Raw genomic sequence first — 22,900 nt, 5'->3', positions numbered from 1 at the left:
ATCCGCGCATTACACCTCACTCTCAGCCGCTTTCGCACCCACCATGACAACCGCCTACGATTTCGAAGCCCGCACTCTCGATGGCAAGCCCGTGCAGTTGAAGCAATACACGGGGAGGGCACTCCTGATCGTCAACACGGCCAGCAAGTGCGGATTCACGCCGCAGTACGCGGGGCTCGAAGAGGTCTACAAGCGCTTTGCAGATCGTGGCCTGGTCGTGCTCGGCTTTCCGTGCAACCAGTTCGGAGAGCAGGAGCCGGGCTCCGCGACCGAGATCGGCGCCTTCTGCGAAAAGAACTACGGTGTCAGTTTCCCGATGTTCGAGAAGGTCGACGTCAACGGCGACCAGGCGCATCCGCTCTATCGCTGGCTCAAGGACGAAGCTCCCGGCCTGCTCGGCAGCAAGGGCATCAAGTGGAACTTCACCAAGTTCCTGATCGATCGCACGGGACAGGTGAAGTCGCGGTATGCGCCGCAGACGAAGCCGGAGGATCTGGCGGGGGATATTGAGAAGGTGCTTTGAGGAAGCTGTGAGCCACGAGCTGTGAGCTTCGAGCCAGAAAGATGACTCCTTCTGGCTCTGGCAGCTCGCTTCAGTGTCTGGCCGACGATTGAGAATGCTGTCCGCCCGGGCGCGAGATGCCGCCCAGTGCTTCGCCAGCTTCGTCCTGTGCGCTTGCGTCGACGGCGAGATCACCCAGAGAAAGAATACCCACGAGTCGCTTGTTGCGATCCACGACGGGTAGTCTGCGAACACGGATGTCTGCCATGTTGCGAGTGATTTCTTCTACTGACTGGTCGTCGTAGCAGTACTTCACGTCGCGCGACATGACTTCGCGAACCGAGGTCTGGGGGCCGCGGCCTTCGGAGACGGCGCGGACCGCGATATCGCGATCGGTGATCATGCCGACCATGCGATCATTCTCTTCGACGGGCAGGCAGCCGATGTCGAGCTCGGCCATCAGGTGCGCCGCTTCCCGGATCGTCTGGTCGGGACGGACGAGGCGCACGTCACGCGTCATCGCTTCTTTGACTTTCATGGTCGTCTCCAATGCTTCGGGTTCGCGAAAGGAACTCATGAAGGAGCGCACGGTTCCACAGCGCGCTCGACGCGGAGGGGCGATGAGCTGCGAGCGATGAGCGGCGAGCCAGAATGCCCATCTCTTTCTGCCTCACAGCTCACAGCTCATCGCGCGCCGCCCGGAACGCCGCGCTGCATCAAGCTATGCCGATAGAGTATCGTCACTTGAACTACAGGGAGCCTTCATGCCCCTTCCTGAACCACAGTGGATCGGATTGCTATTCGGAGTCTCCGAAGGATTGCTGTCCTTTCTGCGGCGCTCGCGTCGCGAAGCGACGCAGACTCGCGACGATCGCGGATCGCTGCGCCAGATCTGGCGGACGATTCTGTTCGGCATGCTCGGCGCGACGCTGCTGTGGAAATTTCTGCCGCAGGCGCAGGTCCCGATGACGCAAGCGCTCTACGTGACAGGGTTGGCGATCTTTGCGTTCGGTCTGTTGCTGCGCTGGTTCTCGATCATCTATCTGGGTCGCTACTTCACGGTCGATGTTGCCGTGGCGCGTGATCACAAGGTCATCGACACGGGGCCGTATCGCTACGTCCGTCATCCTTCCTACACCGGTGTACTCGTCGCCTTTTTCGGGCTCGGCATCTGCGTGGGGAATGTTGCGTCGCTGATCGTGATGATGAGCGCGGTGACGTTCGTGTTCCTGCGCCGTATCGACATCGAAGAACAAGTGCTCAAGGCTTCGCTCGGCGAAGCCTATGAGGACTACACGCGCAGAACGTGGCGCCTGATTCCGTTCGTCTACTGAGCGACGCGGCGGAACGAGCCGACTACCGCGGCGATCAGGAACGCGAGCCAGCCCAGGCCGATCGCGAGACTGAGATACGGGCCGAGCTTCGCGGGGTCGATCAGCGTCACCACTGAGACGAGGAATCCGGGAACGCAGAGCAGGCAGAGCAGGACGTTGCGGGGTGATCGAGTCGCGAACAACGCTGCGGCCAGTCCACATCCGATGCCCAGGGCGAGCCACTTGATGCCGGTTGCCCACGGAAGCAACGTGAACCAGATGCTCGTCACGTCGAGCGATGGCGTCAGTTGCATCAGGCAGGTGTTCTCGAAGTAGTCGCCGACGATCGCGATCCAGCTCGCCGCGATGCCGGCGTTGCCGAGCCGCGGATCCCTTTCGCGCATGCCGGTGAAGAAGAACAGCAGGAAAGCGCCGTAGATCGGTACGAAGAGCAGGGCGTCGACCCAGTTGACCGCATCCATCTTCTCGATCATCGCGGTTCGGCACGGGCCTTCGGTGCTGCCGAAGATCGCATCGAGATCGGCCTGCGTCCGCGCGAGCTCGAACGCGATGATCGGCGCGTAGTTTTTTGGCAGCGATCCACAGGGTTGCGGCGGTGGCTGGAGCATCGAGAAGACGCTGAGCGCAAGAACGATCAGTCCGGCGGCCAGGCTGAAGCGAAAGGCGGTCCGTGCAGGCAGAAAGCTCATGAGATCCCCGCGGCTGTTGGCACCGGCGGCCATCGTGCAACAATTCGCGCATGCTGACCACGCTGGCAGTTGCCAACTATCGTTCGCTGCGCGATCTGGTCGTGCCGCTTGGCGCGCTGAATGCGGTCAGCGGCGAGAACGGCTGCGGCAAGTCCAATCTCTACCGGGCACTGCGCCTGCTCGCGGAAACGGCAAGCGGTGGTGTGGTCGGCTCCCTCGCTCGCGAAGGCGGGCTGAGCTCAGCGCTCTGGGCCGGACCTGAAACGATCAGTCGGGCGATGCGCAGCGGCGAGCATCCGGTGCAGGGCGGGCCGCGTCGCGATGTCGTGAGCCTGCGCCTGGGATTCGCCGGCGAAACATTCAGCTATGCCATCGATCTCGGTCTGCCCGTGCCGTCGTTGTCCATGTTCGCGGGCGATCCTGAGATCAAGCGCGAGTGCATCTGGGCGGGACCTGCGTATCGGCCGGCATCGCTGCTGGTGGATCGTCGCGGGCCCGTGGTCCGCACGCGCACAGCCGATGGCGATTGGCGCGTAGTCAGCTCCAGCGTTGCGAGCTTCGACAGCATGCTGACCGAAGTGGCCGATCCCGAGCGGGCGCCCGAGATCCTGGCAATGCGCGAACAGATTCGCGGCTGGCGCTTCTACGATCACTTCCGCACTGACTCGGATGCACCGGCTCGGCAGCAGCAACTGGGTACGCGGACGCCCGTCCTGAGCAACGATGGGCGTGATCTCGCGGCGGCGCTGCAAACGATTCGCGAGATCGGCGACGTCCCGGCGCTCGATCAGGCCGTCGAGGATGCGTTTCCCGGAGCGAGCGTGGAAATCCACGGCGGCGACCGGTTCGAGTTACTGATGCGGCAACACGGTTTGCTCCGTCCGCTGGCTTCGGCGGAGCTTTCCGACGGCACGCTGCGCTACCTGCTCTGGATCGCGGCACTGCTGACTCCGCGGCCGCCGGCGCTCATGGTGCTGAATGAACCGGAAACGAGCCTCCATCCCGACCTGTTGCCGGCGCTAGCGCGACTGATCGCGGGTGCATCGAAGCGCACGCAGGTTTGGGTGGTGTCACACTCGACTCGGTTGCTCGCCACACTCGAACAGGATGAGCGATGTAGCGCGGTCCTGCTGCAGAAGTCGTTCGGCGAAACCCACGTGGCGGGTCAGCGCGCGCAGGATCGTCCTGCGTGGAAATGGCCCGAGCGCTAGCCCGGAACACAGAACAACAACAGTGATGTCCGCATGACCGAAGCAACGACTCGTCTCGAACGCTTTGCCCTGCGCAGCTGCGCCTGGTCCGAGCGATGGATTCCGGATGCGTATGTCTTCGCTGCGCTCGCGGTTGCCATCGTTGCCGTCGCCGCGCTTTTGCTGGGCGCTTCGCCGCGAGCGACCGCGGCGGCTTTCGGTGACGGGTTCTGGAGTCTCATTCCCTTCACGATGCAGATGAGCTTCATCATCATCGGCGGCTACGTGGTGGCGAGCTCGCCGCCGATCCAGCGATTGATCGATAGGCTCGCGAGTCTGCCGACTACCGGTCGCGGAGCGGTCTGCTGGGTCGCGTTGGTGAGCATGCTGCTGTCGCTCATCCACTGGGGATTGAGCTCGATCGTCGGCAGTCTGCTGGTGCGTGCTCTCGGTCGCCGCAAGGGATTGCAGATGGACTATCGCGCGGCCGGCGCGGCTGCGTATCTCGGTATGGGATCGGTGTGGGCGATGGGACTGTCATCCTCTGCCGCTCAATTGCAGGCCAATCCCGCGAGCATGCCGCCATCACTGCTGGCGATCACCGGGGTGATTCCTTTCACCGAGACGATTTTTCTGTGGCAATCGATCGCTCTGACAGCGGTGCTGATCGTGATCACGCTTTGGATCGCGTGGCTGACGGCTCCGCGCGCGGCGAATGTACGAACAGCGGACGACCTGGGGTTCACGACGGAAGCCGTTCGTCACGATACGCGGCCGCCGACGCGACCGGGCGAATGGCTGGAATACAGTCCGTTTCTCAACATCGTCGTCGCCGGTCTCGGCGCGGTGTGGCTGGTGAACGAGTTCGCGAGCAAGGGAGCAGCGGTCGCGATCTCCAGCCTCAACACCTACAACTTCCTGTTCCTGATGCTGGGGCTCCTGCTTTGCTGGCGGCCGCGGACATTCCTCGACACGGTGAATCGCGGTGTGCCGAGCGTGAGCGGTGTACTGATCCAGTTCCCTCTCTATGGCGGCATCGCCGCAATCATCACCGGCGCCGCGGGCAGCGACGGCGCGAGCATCGCTCATCACCTTGCGACATTCTTCACGGAGGCCGCCTCGCGCGAAACATTCCCAGTGCTGATGGGAATCTATTCCGCCGTCCTCGGCTTCTTCATTCCGTCGGGCGGCGGCAAATGGATCATCGAAGCCCCCTACGTGATGCAGGCCGCGATCGATCTCAAAGTGAATCTGGGTTGGACGGTGCAGGTCTACAACGCCGCGGAAGCATTGCCCAACCTCATCAATCCTTTCTGGATGCTGCCGCTGCTGGGAATCCTGGGTCTGCGTGCCCGCGACGTGGTGGGGTTCACGGTCGTGCAGTTCATCGTGCACGTGCCAGTGGTGTTGTTTCTGCTATGGGCGTTCGGGCTGACGCTGGGATACGCGCCACCGGTGTGGCCGTGAAAGTCCGATCGAGTCAGGCGGCGCGGTTCTGCTTGTGGATTCGACTTTGGTCGAACGTCATGCGAAGCATCGCCGTCCGGCGATAACGTCCGGCTGAAGCCGGACCCACAGTCGGAAGCCAGATCAGGCGACGGCCACGGTTCTGGCTTCTACTACGATGCTGCGATCACGCCCCTGCCGTTTGGCGGTATAGAGCGCTCCGTCGGCGAGCCGCACGATCCCGTCGTAGGAAGAGGCCACCGTCGGAACCTGAGTGGCAGCACCGACGCTGACGCTGACGCGTGTGCACTCGATCGACTTTGCGTGAGGAATGGCCAGCGCGCCGACGTCACCGACGATGCGCCGTGCGATCTCATCCGCTTCGGCGTTCGTTCGATCGAACACTACGGCAATGATTTCTTCGCCGCCGTAACGCGCGACGAAGTCGCCCGCCCGGGTGCCGACGGCGGTGCGCACTGCGGTTGCAACACGACGCAGACAGTCGTCACCAGCCTGATGGCCGTAGTGATCGTTGTAGAGCTTGAAGTGATCGACGTCGATCATGAATACCGTGACCGCACGCTGCTCTGCGACCGCCCGCCGCCAGGTGTCGCGCACGCGCGATTCGAATGTCTGTCGATTGAGCAGGCGCGTGAGTCCATCGAGCTCGGCGATTTCGACGAGCAGCTTGCGCTCGAGGAAGGAGGTCCGGTTCGCGTACTCGAGCGCATAAGCGCCTGCCATGCCGATGATCGCGGCGCAGACCAGTGCGAACGACAAGTAGATGCACGCTTCCGACCGCATCAGCCCGGTGGCGCCGGCTGTCATCAAGGCGAGCAGAACGATGATGTTGCAGCGGAGGGCCTGCGCTACGCGCAGACCCGACATGAAGTAGTAGAAGAATGCGACGAGCAGTATCCGGGCACCCACGAGTGCCGTGTGCTCCGGCTGCGCGTAGCTCGCGAGCAGCACGCTGCCAATGCCGAAGAGCGGACCGCCGATCTGCATGGCCTGTTCGAACCACCGCAGATAGAACGGTTTGAACGTCGCCATCAGGACGATCGCCAGCACCGGAAACTGCAGGCCGAAGCGGACGAAATCGGGAATGGAATTCTGGGAGTGAATGACCCAGTGATCCATGATCGCAAAACCGATGCTGGTGCCGATCACCACGTAGACGCTCATGCGCACCCAGCGCCACGTGTTCAGGCGGTGGTCGGCGCGGAACTCGCTTTCCAGCGGTTCCGGAAAGCGCAAACGTCCGTAGCCCTGTCTCAGGACTCGCGAGACGAGCGATTCTTCGTTCTGTGGGTCATCCGCCGGCATGGATGCCTTATCCGGTCCAGTCGCGCCAGGAGTGTCGGTGAGGATTGTGCGGTGTTGTATGCACGGCCGGCAAGGCTACGGCGGGGCACTTAGGGGGTATTCATGCGGATTCTGTGAGCAAGTGCTCTCGAATCCGCGCCAGCGCGTCGTCGTGGATCTGTACCGAGGTACTAAGGTAGCCATCGATGCCACCGTAGTCGCGATCGATCCGCTCGAACGCAGCATCGAGATAGTCGGCGTGAGCTGCGAACAGGATGCGGCGGATCTCCTCCGGCATTGCCAGCAGCGGCTGATGATTCACGGCGAGTCCGAGCTGGCTGTCGTGCTGGGACGTGATGAACTGTTCGAAATCGCCGGCGTCGTTCGTGAGCAGGTAGTCCTGCATGATCACGTCGCGCGAGACGCCCAGCGCGTGCAACAACACTGCAACGGCGACACCCGTGCGGTCCTTGCCGGCCGCGCAATGAACGACGACGGGTGACTTTCCTGAGGCGATGCATTCGAGGAAGCCCCGGATGCGCGGCGCCATCCATGCGGGCAGCGCGTGATAGAGATCCAGCATGGAATCGTGCATGCCGGCAGGTGTCTTGGGACGGTTTGCCGCGAAGGTGCGGATCATCGGGGCGTCGCCGTCTTCCCAATGCATCAAGTGAACGGCTTCATCCGGCCAGCGCGTGGGTTCCCGCTCGCGCTCTTCGACGCGACGCAGATCGCAGATCGCACGGACGCCGAGCGGCTTCAGCACATCGCGATCCATTTCGGTGAAGTAGCTCAGGACGCCGGTTCGGTAGACGCGGCCCCAGCGAACCTCGCGGCCTTCGGCCCCGTGGTAGCCGCCGATATCGCGGAAATTGCACCCGCCCTGAAGGGCAAGGATCCGGGAAGGAACGGAGTCGAGTGCGCGGGTCGATGCATTCATGGATGCATTCTCGCATACGCCGCCACCCCGCCGGCCGGCGTCTTAGCATTTTCTTAGTATTCCCTTAGGGCGCTTTTAGTAATGCCGATGCGCGGGACTGCCTACGATCCATATCAAGGGCCGCGTCGCGGCGATCATCTCTGACGGAGTATTCGAATCATGGCTGCTGTCATCAACCTCGGCGCTGCTGCGTGGCGCGACGAAACGGCTTCCCGCTACAACATCTATCGTGCGATCCACAAGGGCCTGCGCGGGTTCATGACGGACACGCTGTTGCGCGTCGGACGGATGGACGTGAACGACGAATGCGAACGCAACCAGGCCATCGAACAGGTGCGCGGCCTGCTCGCCATGTGCGAAGGGCATCTCGTGCACGAGAACGAGTATGTGCATCCGGCGATCGATGCGGTCGTTTCGGGTGGCGCGGACGAGACTGCCGCGGATCACGTCGGCCACATCGTTGCGATTCGCACGCTGCAGCAGCAGATCGCGCAGTTCGAAGCGGCAAACGGTGCCAAGCGCGTGATCCTGGCGGCCGAGATCTATCTCGATCTCAGTACGTTCGTCGCCGAGAACTTCGAGCACATGGCCGTGGAGGAGACTCACAATCATGCGGCGCTGGCGCGCAACTACAGCGATGAGGAAATGCGCGACATCGAGCATCGGATCGTTGCATCGATGACGCCAGAGCAATCGCTCGCGGGTCTTCGCTGGATGCTTCCGCACGTCAACGCTGATGAGCGCGCGCACATGCTCGGTGGAATGAAGGCGGGTGCGCCTGCGGAAGTGTTCGAGCGGGTGATGGGCCTTGCGCGGGAAGTACTGACGCAGCGCGACTTCTACAAACTGGAACGGGCGCTTGCCTGAAGGATTGCGATCATGTTCGTCGCTCTCGCAACGCTCAGCGTGCCTCTAGCAGTTTCAATGGCCGCGCGACGATCAGTCGAAAGCGACCACGGCCGGTCTTCTCGATTCCCAGGCACGGACATCGCTCCGCGAGCCGTCGCTGCAGCAGGATCAGTCGTGCCTCCAGATTGCTCGAGAGATCCGGCAGCGGCAGAGACGGATCCATCCGCAACTCGCGGTTCGTGAATTCCTGGCGCGAGTGCTCGGTGTACTCGCGCAGGAGCTTCCAGAGAATCGCGCCAGCGACGCCTTTGATGAGGTAATTCTCGTCGACGAAGATGGTGTCGTCGGCTTCGTAGTGCCGGATCGCGACAGCCGCGCCTTCGGGAACCGGATCGCGGCGCTTCGCCCGTGGACGCTCGGTGCTTGCGGTTGCGCTCTGGCCGAGCATGTATGCGGCGAGGCCGAGATGTTGCGCCATCGTGACGACGGCATCCTCTTCGTCATAGCCGAACTGTGAATCGGCAGGGTGCTCGAGATACAGCACACCGAGCAACTGACCGCGAGCCGTGATCGGCACGGCCAGCTGACTTCCCGCCGCCGGTAGTCCCGGCAATGGGATCTCCGCTTCGAGACGATCGGCAAGCTGGCTCTGACGGATGCTGTCGCGCGCTGCACGGCTGTACGTGTACTCCGAGGTCGCGTGCGTTACGCGAATCGACGTGCGGGCGCTTGCGGCAACACCGATCACGCCCTGGCCGAGCTGAATTTCCGAGCCCACGCCGGATTGTGCGTAGCCGCGACTCGCGACGAGATAGAGCCGCTCGCCGCTTTCGTCGAGCCAGAGAATCATCGAGTGCCCGACGCCGAGTTGCGCCTGGATCTCGGCGAGCACGCCGTCGAGCAAGTCGCTCAGTTCATTCCAGCGCTGAGTTGCTTCGGCGAACACACGGACCGCAGCGAGCAGACTCTTGCGGGGTGGTGTCGGCAGCACGGTCTGTCCGAGCACGGCAGTGACTGCAGTCACGCGATAGACATCCGCGCCCTGCAGCTTGAACACGCCGCTCATGCCTGTGTGCGACGCGATGCCCGCCAGCTTCGCCTTCATGTTCTCGAAGAGCGGTCCTTCCTTCTCGGTTCGCAGGTAACGCACATGCAGTCGATAGCGCGCGGCCGTGAGCGGATGCACGACCATTACCGTCGCTACGGGATTCGCGAGGATGTTCTGTCGCGTCTTGTTGAAGAACTGGAACGACAACGCGATGTGATCGGCATCGACGAAGTGGACCTGCGAGACATAGCTGCCGTTCGGGATGCCCTGCAGGTCACAGGTCGCGATGACTGCGGGTATCTGTCCGTCGAGGCAATCGCGGATGGCGGCGAGCGTAACGGTCACAGGCGCTCACCCGCAGCCGGCCCCGGCGTCTGCTGGAACGCGTCGGTAGGCGTGAACTCGATGACGACTTCATCTCCGTCGGTTTCGAGGAAGGCGCGAATGAAGTCCGGCGGAAATCCGAGCGGTGAGATCACTGATCCGAATGCGACAACTGCGTCGGCAAGCGCCGCGCGATCCGTTGAGTCGAGTACGTCGATGCGCGCATCAGTGCCTTTGAACTGCAGCGTCCGATGGGTCTCGGGCCGGGTGAACGTGGCCGACACGGTATTCGTCGAGCGGATGTCGTCGAGAAAATCGCCAGCCTGCGCGGCTGAGACGAAGAGTCGCAGCTTCGCCGTTGATCCACGCAGGACGCGACATCCCTTCGCACGGGTGATCGAAGGCACCAGCGACGCGTTGCGTGAAGCGAGTGCGATCGAAATGCCTCCCGTCAGGAAGGCGACCAGGTCATCGTCGAATTGCACGGGAAGGCGAGTCTTGTAGGAAGAATGGCAGCAATGGTGCCTGCGCGCGCGAGAGGTTGCAAAAGCTCACGGAAAAAAAGAGTCGCCGCTTGAACCGGCCGCGCTCGGTTCGCCACTCAACGTAGCGACACCGATTCGGGAATGCGATTCACAAGGAGAGCGCGATGCACGACAGGGCATGGGCGTCACTCGCGGTTGCATGTTCTTTCGCGCTCGGCGGCTGCGCAGGCAACGGCGAGGGACTCGATGAGAACGGGCGGCCCGTCGACGCGGGACCGCCACCGCTCGAGGCGACATTCGATTCGATCCAGCAGAACGTTTTCACTCCGATCTGTACTCAGTGCCATGCGGGTGCGCAGGCGCCGGTCGGTCTGCGCCTGGATGCCGCATCGTCCTACGCAATGCTCGTCAATGCGCCGAGCGTGGAAGTGCCTGCGCTACGTCGCGTTCGCCCGGGTGATCCGGATGCGAGCTACCTGATCCAGAAGCTCGAGGGCACGGCGGCGATCGGTGGCCGGATGCCGCTCAATGGGCCTCCGCTACCCCAAGCGACGATCGCAGTGATTCGCCAGTGGATCGTCGAGGGTGCACAGCGACCAGCCGCGGCAGGTGAGGGTTCGCCAGCGACGTTGCAGGCGATCTCTCCGGACGACAACGCGATCGTGTCGAGGCCACCGCACGAGCTGCTCATCGAGGCGACGATGGAACTGGATACGTCGCGAGTCGATGCAAACACCGTGATGCTGATGCGCAGCGGCCGCGATGGCAGCTTCGACGAGGGCAACGAAGTCGTCGTCGACGGCGCACGGATCGAAATCCGCTCTCTCGATCCGACAGTGATCGCTGTCGAGATGCCGGACCAGTGGGTCGCGGACAGCTATCGCCTCGTCATCGCCGGATCGGGCGCGGTGCCCGCGATGGATCTGGCAGGGCAGGTCATCGACGGCGATGGCGACGGCACCGCCGGCGGCGATTTCGTCGCTCACTTCGAGATCGGAGGAACGCTGTGATGAACGGACGCGTCGCCCTGCTTTGCTTCCTGTGCCTGTTGTGCCCGCTGGTCAGCGGTCTCGCGCTGGGCGAGCCGTACTTCGCGGTTCAGCAGGGTCTCAAGTGCGCGGCCTGCCATGTGAATCCTTCAGGCGGTGGGATGCGCAATGCGTTCGGCAACACGTGGGCACGCACGTCGCTGCCGGCGCGTGCGATCGATCTGGGCGTGGGCGAGGAGTGGACCGGCAATCTCAATCGCTTTGTCGCCGTTGGCGCGAACTTGAGGGCGAGCGGCACTTACGTCGATACGCCCAATCAGGATTCGCAGTCCGCGTTCGACGTCGATGAGGCGCGGCTGTATCTGGAGCTCACGGCGATCCCCGATCGGCTGGCGATCTATCTGGATCAGCGCGTCGCGCCCGGCGGCAGCAGCAATCTCGAAGCGTACGGACGGTACTGGTTCGCCAATCGCCAGTGGTACGTGAAGGCGGGCCAGATGTACCTGCCGTACGGATTGCGGCTCGAGGACGACTCGGCGTTCATTCGCCAGGTGCCGGGGATCAACTTCGACACGCCCGATCGCGGCGTCGAAGTCGGCCTCGAAACCGCGCACTGGAGCGCCCAGTTCGCGGCCACCAACGGAACGGCGGCCGGGCCGGAAGACGATGAGGGCAAGCAGTTCAGCGCCCGAGTCGAGTTTGTGCAATCGGTCTGGCGATTGGGCGCGAGCTACAACTTCAACGATGCCGACGTCGGCGAGCGGCAGCTCGCCGGGCTTTTCGCGGGAATGCGTACAGGACCGATCGCGTGGCTCGCCGAAGCGGACTATGTGAAGGACGAAGGTTTCGCGGCGGGCGAGCGCAATCAATGGGTCGGACTGCTCGAAGCCAATTGGCTGATCAGCCAGGGCAACAATCTGAAGATCACTGCGGAATTCTTCGAGCCGGACGACGATGTCGACGAGGACGAACAGGATCGCTACAGCGCGGTGTGGGAGTACACGCCGATCCAGTTCCTGCAGTTGCGACTCGGGGTCCGCATCTACGACGGGATTCCCCAGAACGATCTGCAGAACCGCAAGCTCGCGTTCCTGCAGATGAACGCGTTCTTCTGATCGCGAAGGAACTTACTGCGGCGGCAGGACCGGCGGGCGATACGAATCGGTCGCGTCCGCCTTCATCGCGTCGAGCCCGCGGGCCTGGTCGGGCGGCAGGGGCAGAAAAATACGCCAGGCCTGCGTTGGGTTCGCGAGTGCCCAGAAGGGCGCGATGATGCCGGCCGGGATATTGGGTGTGGCCGACGGCAAGTCCTTGGCTCGCTCGCGGGCGACTTCGACTTCCTCGATCGTGTCCGGATCGCGCGTCGCGCGCAGCACCCGATCGATTTCTTCCCGCGAGAAGATCCTGGTGATGTCGGGAGCCCGCAGGTCGAGCGTGCGCTGGGTCGATACCGCGATTGGCTGAGGGGTGGGCGATTCCGCTGCGTAGCCGGCGGTCGAAATCATCAGTAGTGCAGCAGCGCGGATCGTAACCCTGGGCATGTCAGCCATCGCGACAGACGGGTGCATGGGACCTCTCCTTTTTTCTGGCCTTCTTTGCTGCCGAGACTTTCAGAACATCCGGCCGTGAATTCGTTCCGTGCGCTTATTACACTGCGGCGTATGACTTCGGAAAATACGACCCCCGTCCCCGCCACGCGCCGTGGCGCGCTTTCACATATTCGCGTTCTGGACATGAGCCGCGTGCTGGCCGGGCCCTGGGCCGGCCAGATCTTTGCGGACCTCGGTGCGGATGTCATCAAGATCGAGCGCCCCGGCAGCGGCGACGATACGCGCGGCTGGGGGCCTCCTTATCTGAAAGATTCAGCGGGTGCGGATACGCACGAAGCGGCCTATTTCCTCGCGGCCAATCGCGGCAAGAAATCGGTTGCGCTCGATATCTCACGCCCCGAGGGGCAGGCGCTGTTGCGTCAGCTCGCGGCGCAGTCCGACGTGCTCCTCGAGAACTACAAGGCCGGCGATCTCGCCCGGTACGGCCTTTCCTATGAAGACCTGAAAGCGATCAATCCCGGGCTCATCTACTGCTCGATCACGGGATTCGGCCAGACCGGCCCGATGCGCCAGGTCGCTGGCTACGATTTCATCATCCAGGGCATCGGCGGACTGATGAGCATCACGGGCGAGCGTGATGATCTGCCGGGCGGCGGTCCCCAGAAGGTCGGTGTCGCGGTCGCGGACATCACCACCGGCCTGTATTCCACGATCGCGGTGCTCGCCGCATTGGCTCATCGCGAGCAGACAGGTGAAGGGCAGTACATCGACATGGCTCTGCTCGACGTGCAGGTGTCGACCATCGCGAACATGAACATGAACTATCTGATCGCGGGGAAGGTGCCGCGTCGTCAGGGCAATGCGCACGCGAACATCGTTCCATATCAGGTATTCAAGGCAGCCGATGGCGAATTGGTGCTCGCGGTGGGCAACGACAGCCAGTTCGCCAAGTTCTGCGAGGTCGCCGGATGCGCGTTTGCGCAGGACGATCGCTTCCGCAAGAACGCCGATCGCGTGCGCAATCGAGAAGTGCTGGTGCCCCTGCTCGAAAAAGTACTGTTGCAGCGGACCGTGAACGAATGGGTTTCGCTGCTGGAGCCGCTGGGCGTGCCGGTAGGTCCGATCAACAACCTCGCGCAGGTTTTCGATCATCCGCAGGTTCGAAGCCGCAACATGCGCATCGATCTGCCGCATCCGCTGTCGGGCTCGGTGCCGCAGGTCGCGAGCCCGATCAAGATGTCGGTCACGCCGCCGCGGTATCACTCAGCTCCGCCGACGCTGGGACAACACACGCAGTCGGTACTGAGGGAGCGGCTGGATGTATCGGATGAGGAGATGGCGTCGCTGCGGGCGAAAGGTGTGATTCAGTGAGACGACGATCGCCGCTCCGCGTCATCCCCGCGCAAGCGGGGATCCATCTTCGCGCGGAGAATGGATGCCCGCTTTCGCGGGGATGACGGCACGGTCTCAGATTTTCAGAATCGCCTTCGCTTTCGCCAGGGTGTCCACCGATTCCTGATGCTTGCCGGCCTTGTGAAGCGCCTCGCCTTCGGCGCGGTACTTCTTCACTTCGGCGAGCTGCTCCGCGCTCAGCGCGGGGTGGGCGGCGAGCGCATCGTCGATCTGTTTCATGTCCATCGGGCAGTGCCCTGCGATGGCCACTGAACTGGTGGCGATCAGCAGCGCGGCGACAATCGTTCTACGCAGGCTCATGACGCTTCTCCGTGAGTGCCAGAGATTGGCGTCGCTATCCTAGTCCTTTGGAAAGCGCGGGTGACGAGCGCGATCAAACGTCGCGTCGTCACCCGGGGGTAACTTATCGGTATTCCTGGTTACGGTAGTCCACCGCGACCAGGTGATTGGCGGGCAGGTCCTTGCGTACGCAATCGGAGACGTCGAAGACCCAGTTTTCCTGGACGCTCTGTTTCGCAGCGCGATCCAGCAGGCGGTAGCCGCTCGATTGATGGAGTTCAGTGCTGGCGGCCCGGCCGTTCTCATCGACTCTTACGTTGATGTAGACGACGCCTTCCTGACCGCGAAGCTGGGCGCGGACCGGAAACTTCGTCTGGCTTTCGACGACGTGAGGCTTGCAGACGGCTTCGGCGTTGGCGAAGGCGGGGAGCAGCAGGGAGGCGGAAATGGTGGCCAGCGTGCCCACGCGGGCCCAAGTGCTTGCGGAAGTCATGGTCAGTCCCTCGGGTGAATCAAAAGGATCCGTCGCGGGGACCCAGTACGGGGGTCTAGACTGCACGTGAGCCCCGCGACGGTTCGACGGACTGTTGCGCTGCGACAATGACTTAGCCTTGAATTGGCCGGGTTCAGAAGCTAAATTGAGGAACGCTACAGACCTGTCTGTTGTCAGAGTACGTACAGGTCTGTAGCGTGTCAAGCACTCTGTAGGAAATGCGAGGTGAACAATGCCAAGAGCGGCTGCCAAACCAGGTGAAGAGGGGACTCCGGAAAGCGTCCGGGACCGGCTTCTGAACACCGCCCGTGAGCTGTTTTATCGAGAAGGCGCGCGAGCGGTGGGCGTCGATACGGTCGTCGCGCAGTCGGGCGTCGCGAAGACCAGCCTCTATCGCTGGTTCCCCTCGAAGGACGCGCTCATCGCCGCAGTCCTGGAACAGGAAGCGCAGGATCGCTGGCATGGCTGGGACCGCACGATCGAGCGCAGCGATCCGGCACCGCGGGAGCAATTGCGCGCCGAACTTGCTGGCATCGCGCGTTTCGTGAGCAGCCCCAAATATCGTGGCTGCCCGTTCATGAACGTCACCGCGGAGTTTCCGGACCCCGAGCATCCGGCCCGCAAGATTGCGACGGGCGTGACCGTCGAGCTGCGCCGTCGAGTGCGCGGACTCGTGGATCGCATGGAAGATATTCGCGATCGCGAAGAGCTCACCGATCAGCTGGTGCTGCTGATCGATGGCGCGTTCTCCGCGGCGCAATGCCTCGGGCCGGACGGGCCGCAGAAGTATCTGCTGTCGGCGGGAGATGCGTTGATAGAGGCGCAGAAGAGATAGAAGAGGTTGCGAGCGGTGAGCTACGAGCTACGAGCTACGAGCTACGAGCTACGAGCTGTGAGCCAAACGAAGAGGCCTGCATTTGCAGGCCTTTTTGTTTCTGACTCTGGCTCATCGCTCATCGCTCATCGCTCATCGCTCACCGCTAGTTCGCCTCTCTCCCCTTCGTATCCCTCAACAAGAACGTCCCCACCACCGCCGTCACCACGCACATCACCACCGGATACCAGAGTCCCGAATAGATATCTCCGGTGTAGGCGATGACCGCGAACGCGATGCTGGGCAGGAAGCCGCCGAACCAGCCGTTGCCGATGTGATAAGGCAGCGACATCGATGTGTAGCGAATCTGCGCGGGGAACAGTTCGACGAGCCAGGCGGCGATCGGTCCGTAGGTCATGACGCCGTAGATCGAAATCACGAACAGCAGGAGGAACACCATCACGTAGTTGATGTGCGCGGGATCCGCATGCGACGGATAGCCTGCTTCGTCGAGTGCTGCGGTCAGTTGGTGTCGGAATCGGATGCTCTGCGCCTTGAACTCATCAGGCGCGAGCGTCGTGCCGTCGAACGATTCGATGATCGCTGTGCCCACCTTTACGTGCGTCGCTTCTCCCTGCGCGATCGGCTGGTTCGAGTAGGGCACGCGCATGCTGGCCAACGCACTCTTGGCGATGTCGCAGTCGCTCGTGAATTTCGCACCGCCGACGGGATCGAACTGGAAGCTGCAGCGAGCCGGATCGGCGACGACGACTACCGGATGGTCGTTCTGTGCCTGGGCGATCGCCGGGTTCGCATAGTGCGTGAGTCCCTTGAAGATGGGGAAAAGCGTCAGCGCCGCCAGCACGCATCCGATCACGACGAGCGGCTTGCGGCCGATGCGGTCGGAGATCTTGCCGCTGAGAATGTAGAACGGTGCCGCGACGCCTAGCCCCGCGGCGACCAGCAGATTCGAAGTCGATGCATCGACTTTCAATGTCTGGGTGAGGAACAAATTCATGTAAACGAGCGACACGTAGCCGATGACCGCCTGTCCTGCCATCGCGCCGAACAGCGACAGGATCACGAGCTTCAGGTTGCTCCAGCGCGCAACGGACTCCCTGAGCGGCGAGCGCGACAGCTTTCCTTCCGCACGCATCTCCTGGAACACCGGCGATTCTTCCAGCTGCATCCGGATGTATACGGAGATGCACAGCAGGATGATCGAAAGCAGGAAGGGCACGCGCCAGCCCCAGGTCTCGAACTCATCGCCGATGATCCAGCGGCAGCCGAGAATGACGAGCAACGACAGCACCATTCCCGCCGCCGCCGTAATCTGAATCCAGCTCGTGTAGTAGCCGCGTTGATCCGGTGGCGCATGCTCCGCGATGTATGTCGCCGCTCCACCGTACTCGCCGCCGACCGCGAGGCCCTGAGCGAGGCGCAGCGTGATGAGGATGACCGGCGCCGCTACGCCGATCTGAGAGTACGTTGGCAGAACGCCGACGAGCGCCGTCGCCACGCCCATGATCACGATGGTGATGAGGAATGTGTGCTTGCGTCCCGCGAGATCGCCGAGTCGACCGAAGACGATCGCGCCGAAGGGGCGGACGGCAAAGCCCGCAGCGAATGCGAGCAGCGCGAAAATGAACGCCGTGGTCTCGTTGACGCCCGTGAAGAACTGCTTGCTGATGATGACGGCGAGCGAGCCGTAGAGGTAGAAGTCGTACCACTCGAACATCGTGCCGAGCGAGGAGGCGAGAATGACCTTGCGATGCGCGCGATCGATGCCGGTTTTCTGTTGGGTCATCGGAACAGTTCGTCGTCTGTCTTCTTGGCGGATGGCCGCCGCACGATCGTGCGTACCTCCCCCGAGGCGCGGCGCGTAAACTCGAGCCGAGTAGAGCACAAAGTCCTCGTTGCAGGGGCAACGCTGACGGATCTCCACAAACACATGATGCAGGAGGGGGTCGTGATCAAGACATTGGGCCTGACGCACCTGAGCCTGGCCGTCGGCGATCTGGACCGCTCGCTGGCCTTCTATTCGCAGGCTTTCGGCGTTCGCGAGTACTACCGCGATGCAGATTCAGTGCAGGTGCTCGGCCCGGGCGCGCACGATGTCATCGCTTTCGAGCTCGATCCGCTGCGCGCGGGGGAACGTGCCGGCATCGATCACTTCGGATTCAGGCTGGTGCGCCCGGACGATATTGATGCGGCTGTGAACGAGGTCGTGCGAGCTGGCGGGAAACTGATACGTCGCGGCGAATTCGCGCCGGGGTGTCCGTTTGCGTACGTCAGCGATCCGGATGGCTATCAGATCGAGCTGTGGTTCGAGGCGACGCCGGCAGTCGAACAAGACGGCCGTTGAGCTGGGGCCTTCTGCCGTCACTTCCGCGTGCGCGTGAGCTTCGTCGTCATTCCCGCGCAAGCGGGAATCCATCCGGACTTCAGATGGACTCCCGCCTGCGCGGGAGTGACGACTAGGAAAACTCCGCCGCCGCCTTCTCGAGCTTCTCCGACTCCTCGAGCCAAGCCGTTTCGGCGGTCTCCAGCTTCTGCTTCAGCGTTCGCTGTGAATCGAGCAGCTGCAGCAGGCGCGACTTGTTCTGTTCCTGGTAGATCTCGGGTGAGGCGAGCGCAGACTCGAGCTCCGCAAGCTCGCCCTGGTGTTTCGCCATCTCCTTCTCGAGCCTCGCGATCTGGCTCCTGAAACCGCTGAGTCGGTTGCGTTGCTCCGCTTCTTCGCGTTTGCGCTGTTTCTTCTGCTCCGCGCTGTTCGCTCCGCTCTTTGCTTCGATCTCCTGCTCTTCCTGTTGCTCGCGGGTCGTGAACCAGCGCGCGTAGTCATCCAGGTCGCCGTCGAAGACACGAGCCTTTCCCTGGTCGACGAGGATGAGCTCGTCGGCAACTGCACGCAGCAGATGCCGGTCGTGCGAGACGAGCACGACAGCCGCGTCGAAATCCTGCAGAGCGATCGCGAGCGCCTGGCGCATTTCGAGATCGAGATGGTTCGTCGGCTCATCCAGCAGCAACAGATTGGGGCGGATGTAGCTCACCAAGGCGAGCACCAGCCGGGCCTTCTCACCGCCTGAGAACGGACCAACGGGCTCGAATACACGATCGCCGCTGAATCCGAACTTGCCGAGGAAGCTGCGCAACTCCTGCTCGGTGGCGCGAGCCGCGGCAGAGCCGCCAAGGCGCTTGAGATGTGCAAGCGGCGATTCGTCGACCGACAGTTGCTCGAGCTGATGCTGTGCGAAATAGCCGATGCGCAAGTCGCGTGCCTCAGTTCGCTTGCCCGACGTGGAGGCCAGTTCCCCGGCAAGCAGCTTCATCATCGTGGATTTGCCAGCGCCGTTGCGGCCCAGCAGCGCGATTCGGCTGCCGGGCGCTATCGTCATGCCGATCGAGCTCAGAACAATCCGATCGGCGTAACCTGCCGACTGATCGTCGAGCGTCAGCAGCGGTTGCGGCAGCTTGTCGGGCGGCAGGAACGAGAACTCGAACTCCGAATCGACATGCGCGGGTGCAATCCGCTCCATTCGCTCGAGCGCCTTGATGCGGCTCTGCGCCTGACGGGCCTTGCTCGCCTTCGCTTTGAAGCGTTCGACGAAGCTCATCATGTGCTTGATCTCGCGCTGCTGCCGCTCGTACATCGATTGCTGTTGCGCGAGCTGCTCCGCGCGCTGTTCTTCGAACTTCGAATAGTTGCCCGTGTAGATGCGCGCCGCGCCCTGCTCGAGGTGCACGATGCGGTTCACGCTTCGATCGAGGAACTCGCGATCGTGCGCGATCATGAGCAGCGTGCCCGGATAAGTGCGCAACCATTCCTCGAGCCAGATGACCGCATCGAGATCGAGGTGGTTGGTGGGTTCGTCGAGCAGCAGCAGATCCGAACGGCACATCAGCGCCTGCGCAACGTTCAGGCGAACACGCCAGCCGCCGGAGAACTCCCGGATCGCCCGGTTCTCGTCCTCGGGTCCAAAGCCCAGGCCGTGCAGAAGCTTGCCGGCACGACTGCGCGCGTCGTATCCGCCGATCGCCGCGTATCGCGCATGCAGTTCGCCGAGCTTGTTGCCGTCGTTGGTTTGCTCGGCTCGCGCGATTGCTTCCTCGGTCGTCCGCAGTTCTGCATCGCCGTCCATCACGAAATCGATCGCGGTCTGATCGGTCGCGTCGAGTTCCTGGGCGACGTGGGCAAGGATGAGCTGGGACGGACGGTCGAAGCTCCCCGCATCGGGCTGAAGCTCACCCAGCATCAGGGCAAGCAGGCTCGACTTGCCTGTCCCATTCTTGCCGACGATGCCCACTTTCTCGCCACGGTAGATCGTGAACGAGGCGTCCTTGATCAGGAGGCGGGTACCGCGGCGGAGTGAAAGGGAACTGAAAGTAAGCATGACGCGAGGCTGGCGACTGACACCGGGCCAGAAAAAGGGGACGGAGGATAAGCCGGCCGCTGGGCGGGTGGCTACCGCCTGAGGCCTGAATTCGCCGAAGTGGGACGTCGAATCTGGCCGGGGGCCAGAAGGCTGCTTATGCGAACAGCTTGCTGACTTTCGAACGTCCGCTGGCCTGTGCCTGCAGGAGCCCGAGGAACTCGTCGGAACTCATCGCATCGCCGAACAGACGACCTTGCGCGTAGTGGCAGCCGCGCGCCCGGAGGAGGTTGAACTGCTCTTCGTTCTCGACACCTTCCGCAACGACTTCGACTTCCAGGGCCTTGCCCATGTCGATGATCGTGCGAACGATGGTTGCGTCGTCGGGGTTGACGGCGGCATCGCGAACGAAGGACTGGTCAATCTTGAGCGTGTTGATCGGGAACTGCTGGAGCGCGCTGAGCGAGGAATAGCCGGTGCCGAAGTCATCGATCGACAGATGCAGTCCCATCGCATAGAGCTCGTTGAGGAGCTTTATGGTGCGCTTCGGATCGGCCATCAACGTCGTTTCCGTGATCTCGAGCTCGAAGCAGGTCGGCGACACTTCGTGGCGACGGAAGACGGCGCGGCAGCGAGTGATGAAGCTTGCCTGGCGCAGCTGCTTCAGCGACAGGTTGATCGAAACCCGGCCCGGATTCGGTACGCGCTCCGTCCACCGGCGATAGTCCGCGCACACGCGATTGAGTACCCACTCGCCGATGCCCAGGATGAGGTTCGTTTCCTCCGCGAGCGGAATGAACTGGGAAGGCGGAATGTCGCCGTGGCCCGGCAGGCGCCAGCGCAGCAGGGCTTCGGCGCCGATGATGCGACCATCCTGCAGATCGACCTTCGGCTGATAGAACATCACCAGCTCATCGCGTTCGAGGGCGCGGCGCAGCTTGCTTCGCAGCATCAGGCGTTCGACCGCCGCCGCATTCATCTCCGGCGAGTAGAACGCGAAGCTGTTGCCGCCGTTCTGCTTCGAGTGATACATCGCGGCATCGGCGTTGCGGATCAGGTCGATCACGTTCTCCGCGTCCTTCGGACACAGAGCGATGCCGACGCTCGCCGTGAGGAAGACTTCCTGCTCATCGACGTAGTAGGCCTTGCCGACTTCGGCGAGGACCATGCGGGCGAGGTTCGCCGCCTGGGTGCGCTCGTGTTCGGCTTCGCTGAAACCTTCGATGAAGAGGCCGAACTCATCACCCGCGAGCCGGCCGACGACCGCTTCGCGCGGCAGGATGCGCGTCAGACGTTCAGTGAGCACTTCGAGCGTGCGGTCGCCCGCCGCGTGACCGAACGTGTCGTTGATCTCCTTGAAGCGGTCCATGTCGAGATACAGCAGAACGATGCCGCGATCGGCCTTGCGTGCACGCGCAATCGCCTGCTGCAGCATGTGCTGGAACTGCATGCGATTCGGGACTTTGGTCAGCGCGTCGTAGCGGGCGAGATAGCGGATACGGCGTTCTGCGCGCTTGCGCTCGGTGATGTTGCGAACGACGAAGATCGTGCCAGCGAACTGCGGATCGTCGGCGGCAATCGGAGCGCCTGACAGGGAAACCGGAATCGTCTGGCCGCTGCGGGTCGCGATCACGGTCTCGCGTGTTTCAACGGCGGAGCTTTCGAGAGAGAAGTTCTCGCGCTCCGTCTCCGCGATCAGCGTGATGAACGGCTTGCCGCGCATCTCTTCTTCTTTGTAACCGAAGAGTCGGACGGCGGCGTCGTTGGCGCGCGTGACCACGCCCGCGGGCGAGGTGACGAGCACCGCATCGTTCATGCTGTTGAGAACGCTGTTGAGATAGTCCTTGGTGATCGTTGTCTGGCGAAGGTTCTGGCGCATGCGATCGAGCGCCATTTCGAGATCCGCCATCTCGTCGTTGCTCGTGATCGCATGCGGTCGCGTGTAGTCGCCTTCGCCGATGCGCTCAGCCGAGCGGATGAGTTCGATGATCGGCCGCTCGAGTCTCCTGGCAAGCAGCCATGCAACCAGCGTGAGAACGGCAGTGATCACGAGGCCCGCGGCCGCGATGATCCACACCCAGCGACCAAATTCCGTTCGCTCGACATCTTCGAGCTGTGTGCGCAGACCCGCCGCGGATTCGAGCAGGCCCTGGCGTCCGACTTCGATGCGTGCGATTGCCTGCGGTGTAGAACCTTGCGCAGCACTCGGGGCACTCGGGGCGGAACTCAGGGCGCGTTCTGCGCTGAGCTTCTCCTCGGGCGCGAGGCCTGCAACCCAGGCGTCGTGCTTCTCGCTTGCGTACTGGCGGCCGCCATCGGCATGAAGCACCGCGATCGAAGTGACGATCGGAACGGCAAGGATCGTGTCGCCGATTTCCGTGATTCTCGCGACGTTGCCGCGTCGCACGGCGTCTTCGAGTTGCGCGGCATTCGCAGCGAGGATGTCGTGCGCTTCCTTGTCGAGTCGCAGCCGCTCGGCCGCGAGCAGTGAGCGTTCGCCGTTGACGCCAGTGGATGCGACCGCCTTGCGATACTCAAGATACTCGAGCGACAGCAGGACGGCTGTAATGCACAGACCCGCCGCGATGGCGATGCTGAGTAATCTGATCCTGAGGCCGTGCGTTCTCAACTGCTGCTCTCAACTACTGCTTCCGAGCGTCATCGCGACACATCAAACGTCCTGTCATCAATACATCGAAGTGGCCAGGCTTCGACGGCGCTAGTATTGATGGCCGCGAGACCTGGATGAATTCGTATTTGACCCTGAAAACTGCTGATTTGCGTAGCAGCCGCCGTGCCGGCTGAAACCGCATACATCATAGCGGGCTTTCTTGGCACGCAGTGCGCCGCAAGGGCCGAATCAGGCCATGACTGAAC

General features: G+C 62.7%; 22 protein-coding genes. 10 read left to right on the top strand and 12 right to left on the bottom strand.

Annotated features, from left to right (window positions below; genetic code table 11):
* Positions 1-43: 43 nt before the first annotated feature.
* Positions 44-523 carry a glutathione peroxidase gene (locus HNQ60_RS07370; RefSeq protein WP_184330399.1) on the top strand — a complete coding sequence of 160 codons (480 nt, stop codon included), beginning with the start codon at positions 44-46 and terminating at the stop codon, positions 521-523.
* 70 nt (positions 524-593) lie between these two features.
* Here HNQ60_RS07370 and HNQ60_RS07365 read toward each other — a convergent pair whose 3' ends face one another.
* Complete coding sequence (locus tag HNQ60_RS07365) at positions 594-1,040, bottom strand: CBS domain-containing protein (RefSeq protein ID WP_184330398.1); 447 nt, start codon at positions 1,038-1,040, stop codon at positions 594-596.
* Positions 1,041-1,266: 226 nt separating this feature from the next.
* Here HNQ60_RS07365 and HNQ60_RS07360 point away from each other — a divergent pair, with 226 nt between their 5' ends.
* The gene (locus HNQ60_RS07360; protein ID WP_184330397.1) at positions 1,267-1,836 is read left to right on the top strand and encodes a methyltransferase family protein; all 570 of its coding nucleotides are present in this window, start codon (positions 1,267-1,269) and stop codon (positions 1,834-1,836) included.
* Here the strand turns inward: HNQ60_RS07360 and HNQ60_RS07355 are convergent.
* Positions 1,830-2,525 carry a hypothetical protein gene (locus HNQ60_RS07355; protein WP_184330396.1) on the bottom strand — a complete coding sequence of 232 codons (696 nt, stop codon included), beginning with the start codon at positions 2,523-2,525 and terminating at the stop codon, positions 1,830-1,832. The two genes, HNQ60_RS07360 and HNQ60_RS07355, sit on opposite strands and share 7 nt — an antisense overlap.
* Before the next feature lie 50 nt (positions 2,526-2,575).
* Between HNQ60_RS07355 and HNQ60_RS07350 the strand changes: the two genes are divergently transcribed.
* Positions 2,576-3,736 carry an AAA family ATPase gene (locus HNQ60_RS07350; protein WP_184330395.1) on the top strand — a complete coding sequence of 387 codons (1,161 nt, stop codon included), beginning with the start codon at positions 2,576-2,578 and terminating at the stop codon, positions 3,734-3,736.
* Positions 3,737-3,769: 33 nt separating this feature from the next.
* Complete coding sequence (locus tag HNQ60_RS07345; RefSeq protein WP_184330394.1) at positions 3,770-5,182, top strand: short-chain fatty acid transporter; 1,413 nt, start codon at positions 3,770-3,772, stop codon at positions 5,180-5,182.
* Between the two features lie 123 nt (positions 5,183-5,305).
* On the opposite strand, the gene HNQ60_RS07340 is transcribed toward HNQ60_RS07345, so the two are convergent.
* Both HNQ60_RS07340 and HNQ60_RS07335 read right to left on the bottom strand, forming a co-directional pair.
* Positions 5,306-6,487, bottom strand: coding sequence for a GGDEF domain-containing protein (locus HNQ60_RS07340; protein ID WP_184330393.1), 1,182 nt, complete (start codon positions 6,485-6,487; stop codon positions 5,306-5,308).
* 100 nt (positions 6,488-6,587) lie between these two features.
* Positions 6,588-7,406: a tyrosine-protein phosphatase gene (locus HNQ60_RS07335; RefSeq protein ID WP_184330392.1), complete on the bottom strand. Its 819-nt coding sequence runs from the start codon at positions 7,404-7,406 to the stop codon at positions 6,588-6,590.
* A gap of 159 nt (positions 7,407-7,565) precedes the next feature.
* Here HNQ60_RS07335 and HNQ60_RS07330 point away from each other — a divergent pair, with 159 nt between their 5' ends.
* Entirely contained in the window at positions 7,566-8,273 is a 708-nt protein-coding gene (locus HNQ60_RS07330) for a hemerythrin domain-containing protein (protein ID WP_184330391.1), read from the top strand.
* A 34-nt stretch (positions 8,274-8,307) separates the two neighbouring features.
* Here HNQ60_RS07330 and HNQ60_RS07325 read toward each other — a convergent pair whose 3' ends face one another.
* Positions 8,308-9,648 carry a GAF domain-containing protein gene (locus HNQ60_RS07325; RefSeq protein ID WP_184330390.1) on the bottom strand — a complete coding sequence of 447 codons (1,341 nt, stop codon included), beginning with the start codon at positions 9,646-9,648 and terminating at the stop codon, positions 8,308-8,310.
* The gene (locus HNQ60_RS07320; protein ID WP_184330389.1) at positions 9,645-10,112 is read right to left on the bottom strand and encodes a hypothetical protein; all 468 of its coding nucleotides are present in this window, start codon (positions 10,110-10,112) and stop codon (positions 9,645-9,647) included. The genes HNQ60_RS07325 and HNQ60_RS07320 overlap by 4 nt, the downstream gene beginning before the upstream one ends.
* Positions 10,113-10,276: 164 nt before the next feature.
* Between HNQ60_RS07320 and HNQ60_RS07315 the strand changes: the two genes are divergently transcribed.
* Both HNQ60_RS07315 and HNQ60_RS07310 read left to right on the top strand, forming a co-directional pair.
* Positions 10,277-11,122 (top strand): hypothetical protein, encoded by an 846-nt coding sequence (locus HNQ60_RS07315; protein ID WP_184330388.1) that lies wholly within the window; start codon positions 10,277-10,279, stop codon positions 11,120-11,122.
* Positions 11,122-12,216 (top strand): porin family protein, encoded by a 1,095-nt coding sequence (locus HNQ60_RS07310; protein WP_184330387.1) that lies wholly within the window; start codon positions 11,122-11,124, stop codon positions 12,214-12,216. The genes HNQ60_RS07315 and HNQ60_RS07310 overlap by 1 nt, the downstream gene beginning before the upstream one ends.
* Positions 12,217-12,228: 12 nt before the next feature.
* On the opposite strand, the gene HNQ60_RS07305 is transcribed toward HNQ60_RS07310, so the two are convergent.
* On the bottom strand, positions 12,229-12,669 hold the full coding sequence (locus HNQ60_RS07305; RefSeq protein ID WP_184330386.1) for a hypothetical protein: 441 nt from the start codon (positions 12,667-12,669) through the stop codon (positions 12,229-12,231).
* A 93-nt stretch (positions 12,670-12,762) separates the two neighbouring features.
* Here HNQ60_RS07305 and HNQ60_RS07300 point away from each other — a divergent pair, with 93 nt between their 5' ends.
* Positions 12,763-14,022, top strand: coding sequence for a CaiB/BaiF CoA transferase family protein (locus HNQ60_RS07300; protein WP_184330385.1), 1,260 nt, complete (start codon positions 12,763-12,765; stop codon positions 14,020-14,022).
* Between the two features lie 96 nt (positions 14,023-14,118).
* Here the strand turns inward: HNQ60_RS07300 and HNQ60_RS07295 are convergent, their stop codons facing one another.
* Both HNQ60_RS07295 and HNQ60_RS07290 read right to left on the bottom strand, forming a co-directional pair.
* Entirely contained in the window at positions 14,119-14,364 is a 246-nt protein-coding gene (locus HNQ60_RS07295) for a hypothetical protein (RefSeq protein WP_184330384.1), read from the bottom strand.
* A 103-nt stretch (positions 14,365-14,467) separates the two neighbouring features.
* Positions 14,468-14,836 (bottom strand): energy transducer TonB, encoded by a 369-nt coding sequence (locus tag HNQ60_RS07290; protein WP_184330383.1) that lies wholly within the window; start codon positions 14,834-14,836, stop codon positions 14,468-14,470.
* 232 nt (positions 14,837-15,068) lie between these two features.
* Here HNQ60_RS07290 and HNQ60_RS07285 point away from each other — a divergent pair, with 232 nt between their 5' ends.
* Positions 15,069-15,671, top strand: a complete 603-nt coding sequence (locus tag HNQ60_RS07285; protein WP_184330382.1) for a TetR/AcrR family transcriptional regulator — start codon at positions 15,069-15,071, stop codon at positions 15,669-15,671.
* A 145-nt stretch (positions 15,672-15,816) separates the two neighbouring features.
* On the opposite strand, the gene HNQ60_RS07280 is transcribed toward HNQ60_RS07285, so the two are convergent.
* Positions 15,817-17,457, bottom strand: coding sequence for an MFS transporter (locus HNQ60_RS07280; RefSeq protein WP_184330381.1), 1,641 nt, complete (start codon positions 17,455-17,457; stop codon positions 15,817-15,819).
* Positions 17,458-17,619: 162 nt separating this feature from the next.
* Here HNQ60_RS07280 and HNQ60_RS07275 point away from each other — a divergent pair, with 162 nt between their 5' ends.
* A complete protein-coding gene (locus HNQ60_RS07275) occupies positions 17,620-18,015 on the top strand; it encodes a VOC family protein (protein WP_184330380.1) in 396 nt (131 codons plus the stop codon).
* Positions 18,016-18,127: 112 nt separating this feature from the next.
* Here HNQ60_RS07275 and HNQ60_RS07270 read toward each other — a convergent pair whose 3' ends face one another.
* Both HNQ60_RS07270 and HNQ60_RS07265 read right to left on the bottom strand, forming a co-directional pair.
* A complete protein-coding gene (locus tag HNQ60_RS07270) occupies positions 18,128-20,044 on the bottom strand; it encodes an ATP-binding cassette domain-containing protein (protein WP_184330379.1) in 1,917 nt (638 codons plus the stop codon).
* Positions 20,045-20,180: 136 nt separating this feature from the next.
* The gene (locus HNQ60_RS07265; RefSeq protein WP_184330378.1) at positions 20,181-22,652 is read right to left on the bottom strand and encodes a putative bifunctional diguanylate cyclase/phosphodiesterase; all 2,472 of its coding nucleotides are present in this window, start codon (positions 22,650-22,652) and stop codon (positions 20,181-20,183) included.
* Positions 22,653-22,900: the final 248 nt, after the last annotated feature.

It is taken from the genome of Povalibacter uvarum (genome assembly GCF_014202975.1).
GTDB lineage: Bacteria > Pseudomonadota > Gammaproteobacteria > Steroidobacterales > Steroidobacteraceae > Steroidobacter > Steroidobacter uvarum.
This window is presented reverse-complemented; position numbering and strand designations above follow the sequence as displayed.

Coding starts and splice junctions, on each gene's coding strand:
- HNQ60_RS07370 (WP_184330399.1), top strand. CDS start 44: ATGACAACCGCCTACGATTTCGAAGCCCGCACTCTCGATGGCAAGCCC.
- HNQ60_RS07365 (WP_184330398.1), bottom strand. CDS start 1,040: ATGAAAGTCAAAGAAGCGATGACGCGTGACGTGCGCCTCGTCCGTCCC.
- HNQ60_RS07360 (WP_184330397.1), top strand. CDS start 1,267: ATGCCCCTTCCTGAACCACAGTGGATCGGATTGCTATTCGGAGTCTCC.
- HNQ60_RS07355 (WP_184330396.1), bottom strand. CDS start 2,525: ATGAGCTTTCTGCCTGCACGGACCGCCTTTCGCTTCAGCCTGGCCGCC.
- HNQ60_RS07350 (WP_184330395.1), top strand. CDS start 2,576: ATGCTGACCACGCTGGCAGTTGCCAACTATCGTTCGCTGCGCGATCTG.
- HNQ60_RS07345 (WP_184330394.1), top strand. CDS start 3,770: ATGACCGAAGCAACGACTCGTCTCGAACGCTTTGCCCTGCGCAGCTGC.
- HNQ60_RS07340 (WP_184330393.1), bottom strand. CDS start 6,487: ATGCCGGCGGATGACCCACAGAACGAAGAATCGCTCGTCTCGCGAGTC.
- HNQ60_RS07335 (WP_184330392.1), bottom strand. CDS start 7,406: ATGAATGCATCGACCCGCGCACTCGACTCCGTTCCTTCCCGGATCCTT.
- HNQ60_RS07330 (WP_184330391.1), top strand. CDS start 7,566: ATGGCTGCTGTCATCAACCTCGGCGCTGCTGCGTGGCGCGACGAAACG.
- HNQ60_RS07315 (WP_184330388.1), top strand. CDS start 10,277: ATGCACGACAGGGCATGGGCGTCACTCGCGGTTGCATGTTCTTTCGCG.
- HNQ60_RS07310 (WP_184330387.1), top strand. CDS start 11,122: ATGAACGGACGCGTCGCCCTGCTTTGCTTCCTGTGCCTGTTGTGCCCG.
- HNQ60_RS07305 (WP_184330386.1), bottom strand. CDS start 12,669: ATGCACCCGTCTGTCGCGATGGCTGACATGCCCAGGGTTACGATCCGC.
- HNQ60_RS07300 (WP_184330385.1), top strand. CDS start 12,763: ATGACTTCGGAAAATACGACCCCCGTCCCCGCCACGCGCCGTGGCGCG.
- HNQ60_RS07295 (WP_184330384.1), bottom strand. CDS start 14,364: ATGAGCCTGCGTAGAACGATTGTCGCCGCGCTGCTGATCGCCACCAGT.
- HNQ60_RS07290 (WP_184330383.1), bottom strand. CDS start 14,836: ATGACTTCCGCAAGCACTTGGGCCCGCGTGGGCACGCTGGCCACCATT.
- HNQ60_RS07285 (WP_184330382.1), top strand. CDS start 15,069: ATGCCAAGAGCGGCTGCCAAACCAGGTGAAGAGGGGACTCCGGAAAGC.
- HNQ60_RS07280 (WP_184330381.1), bottom strand. CDS start 17,457: ATGACCCAACAGAAAACCGGCATCGATCGCGCGCATCGCAAGGTCATT.
- HNQ60_RS07270 (WP_184330379.1), bottom strand. CDS start 20,044: ATGCTTACTTTCAGTTCCCTTTCACTCCGCCGCGGTACCCGCCTCCTG.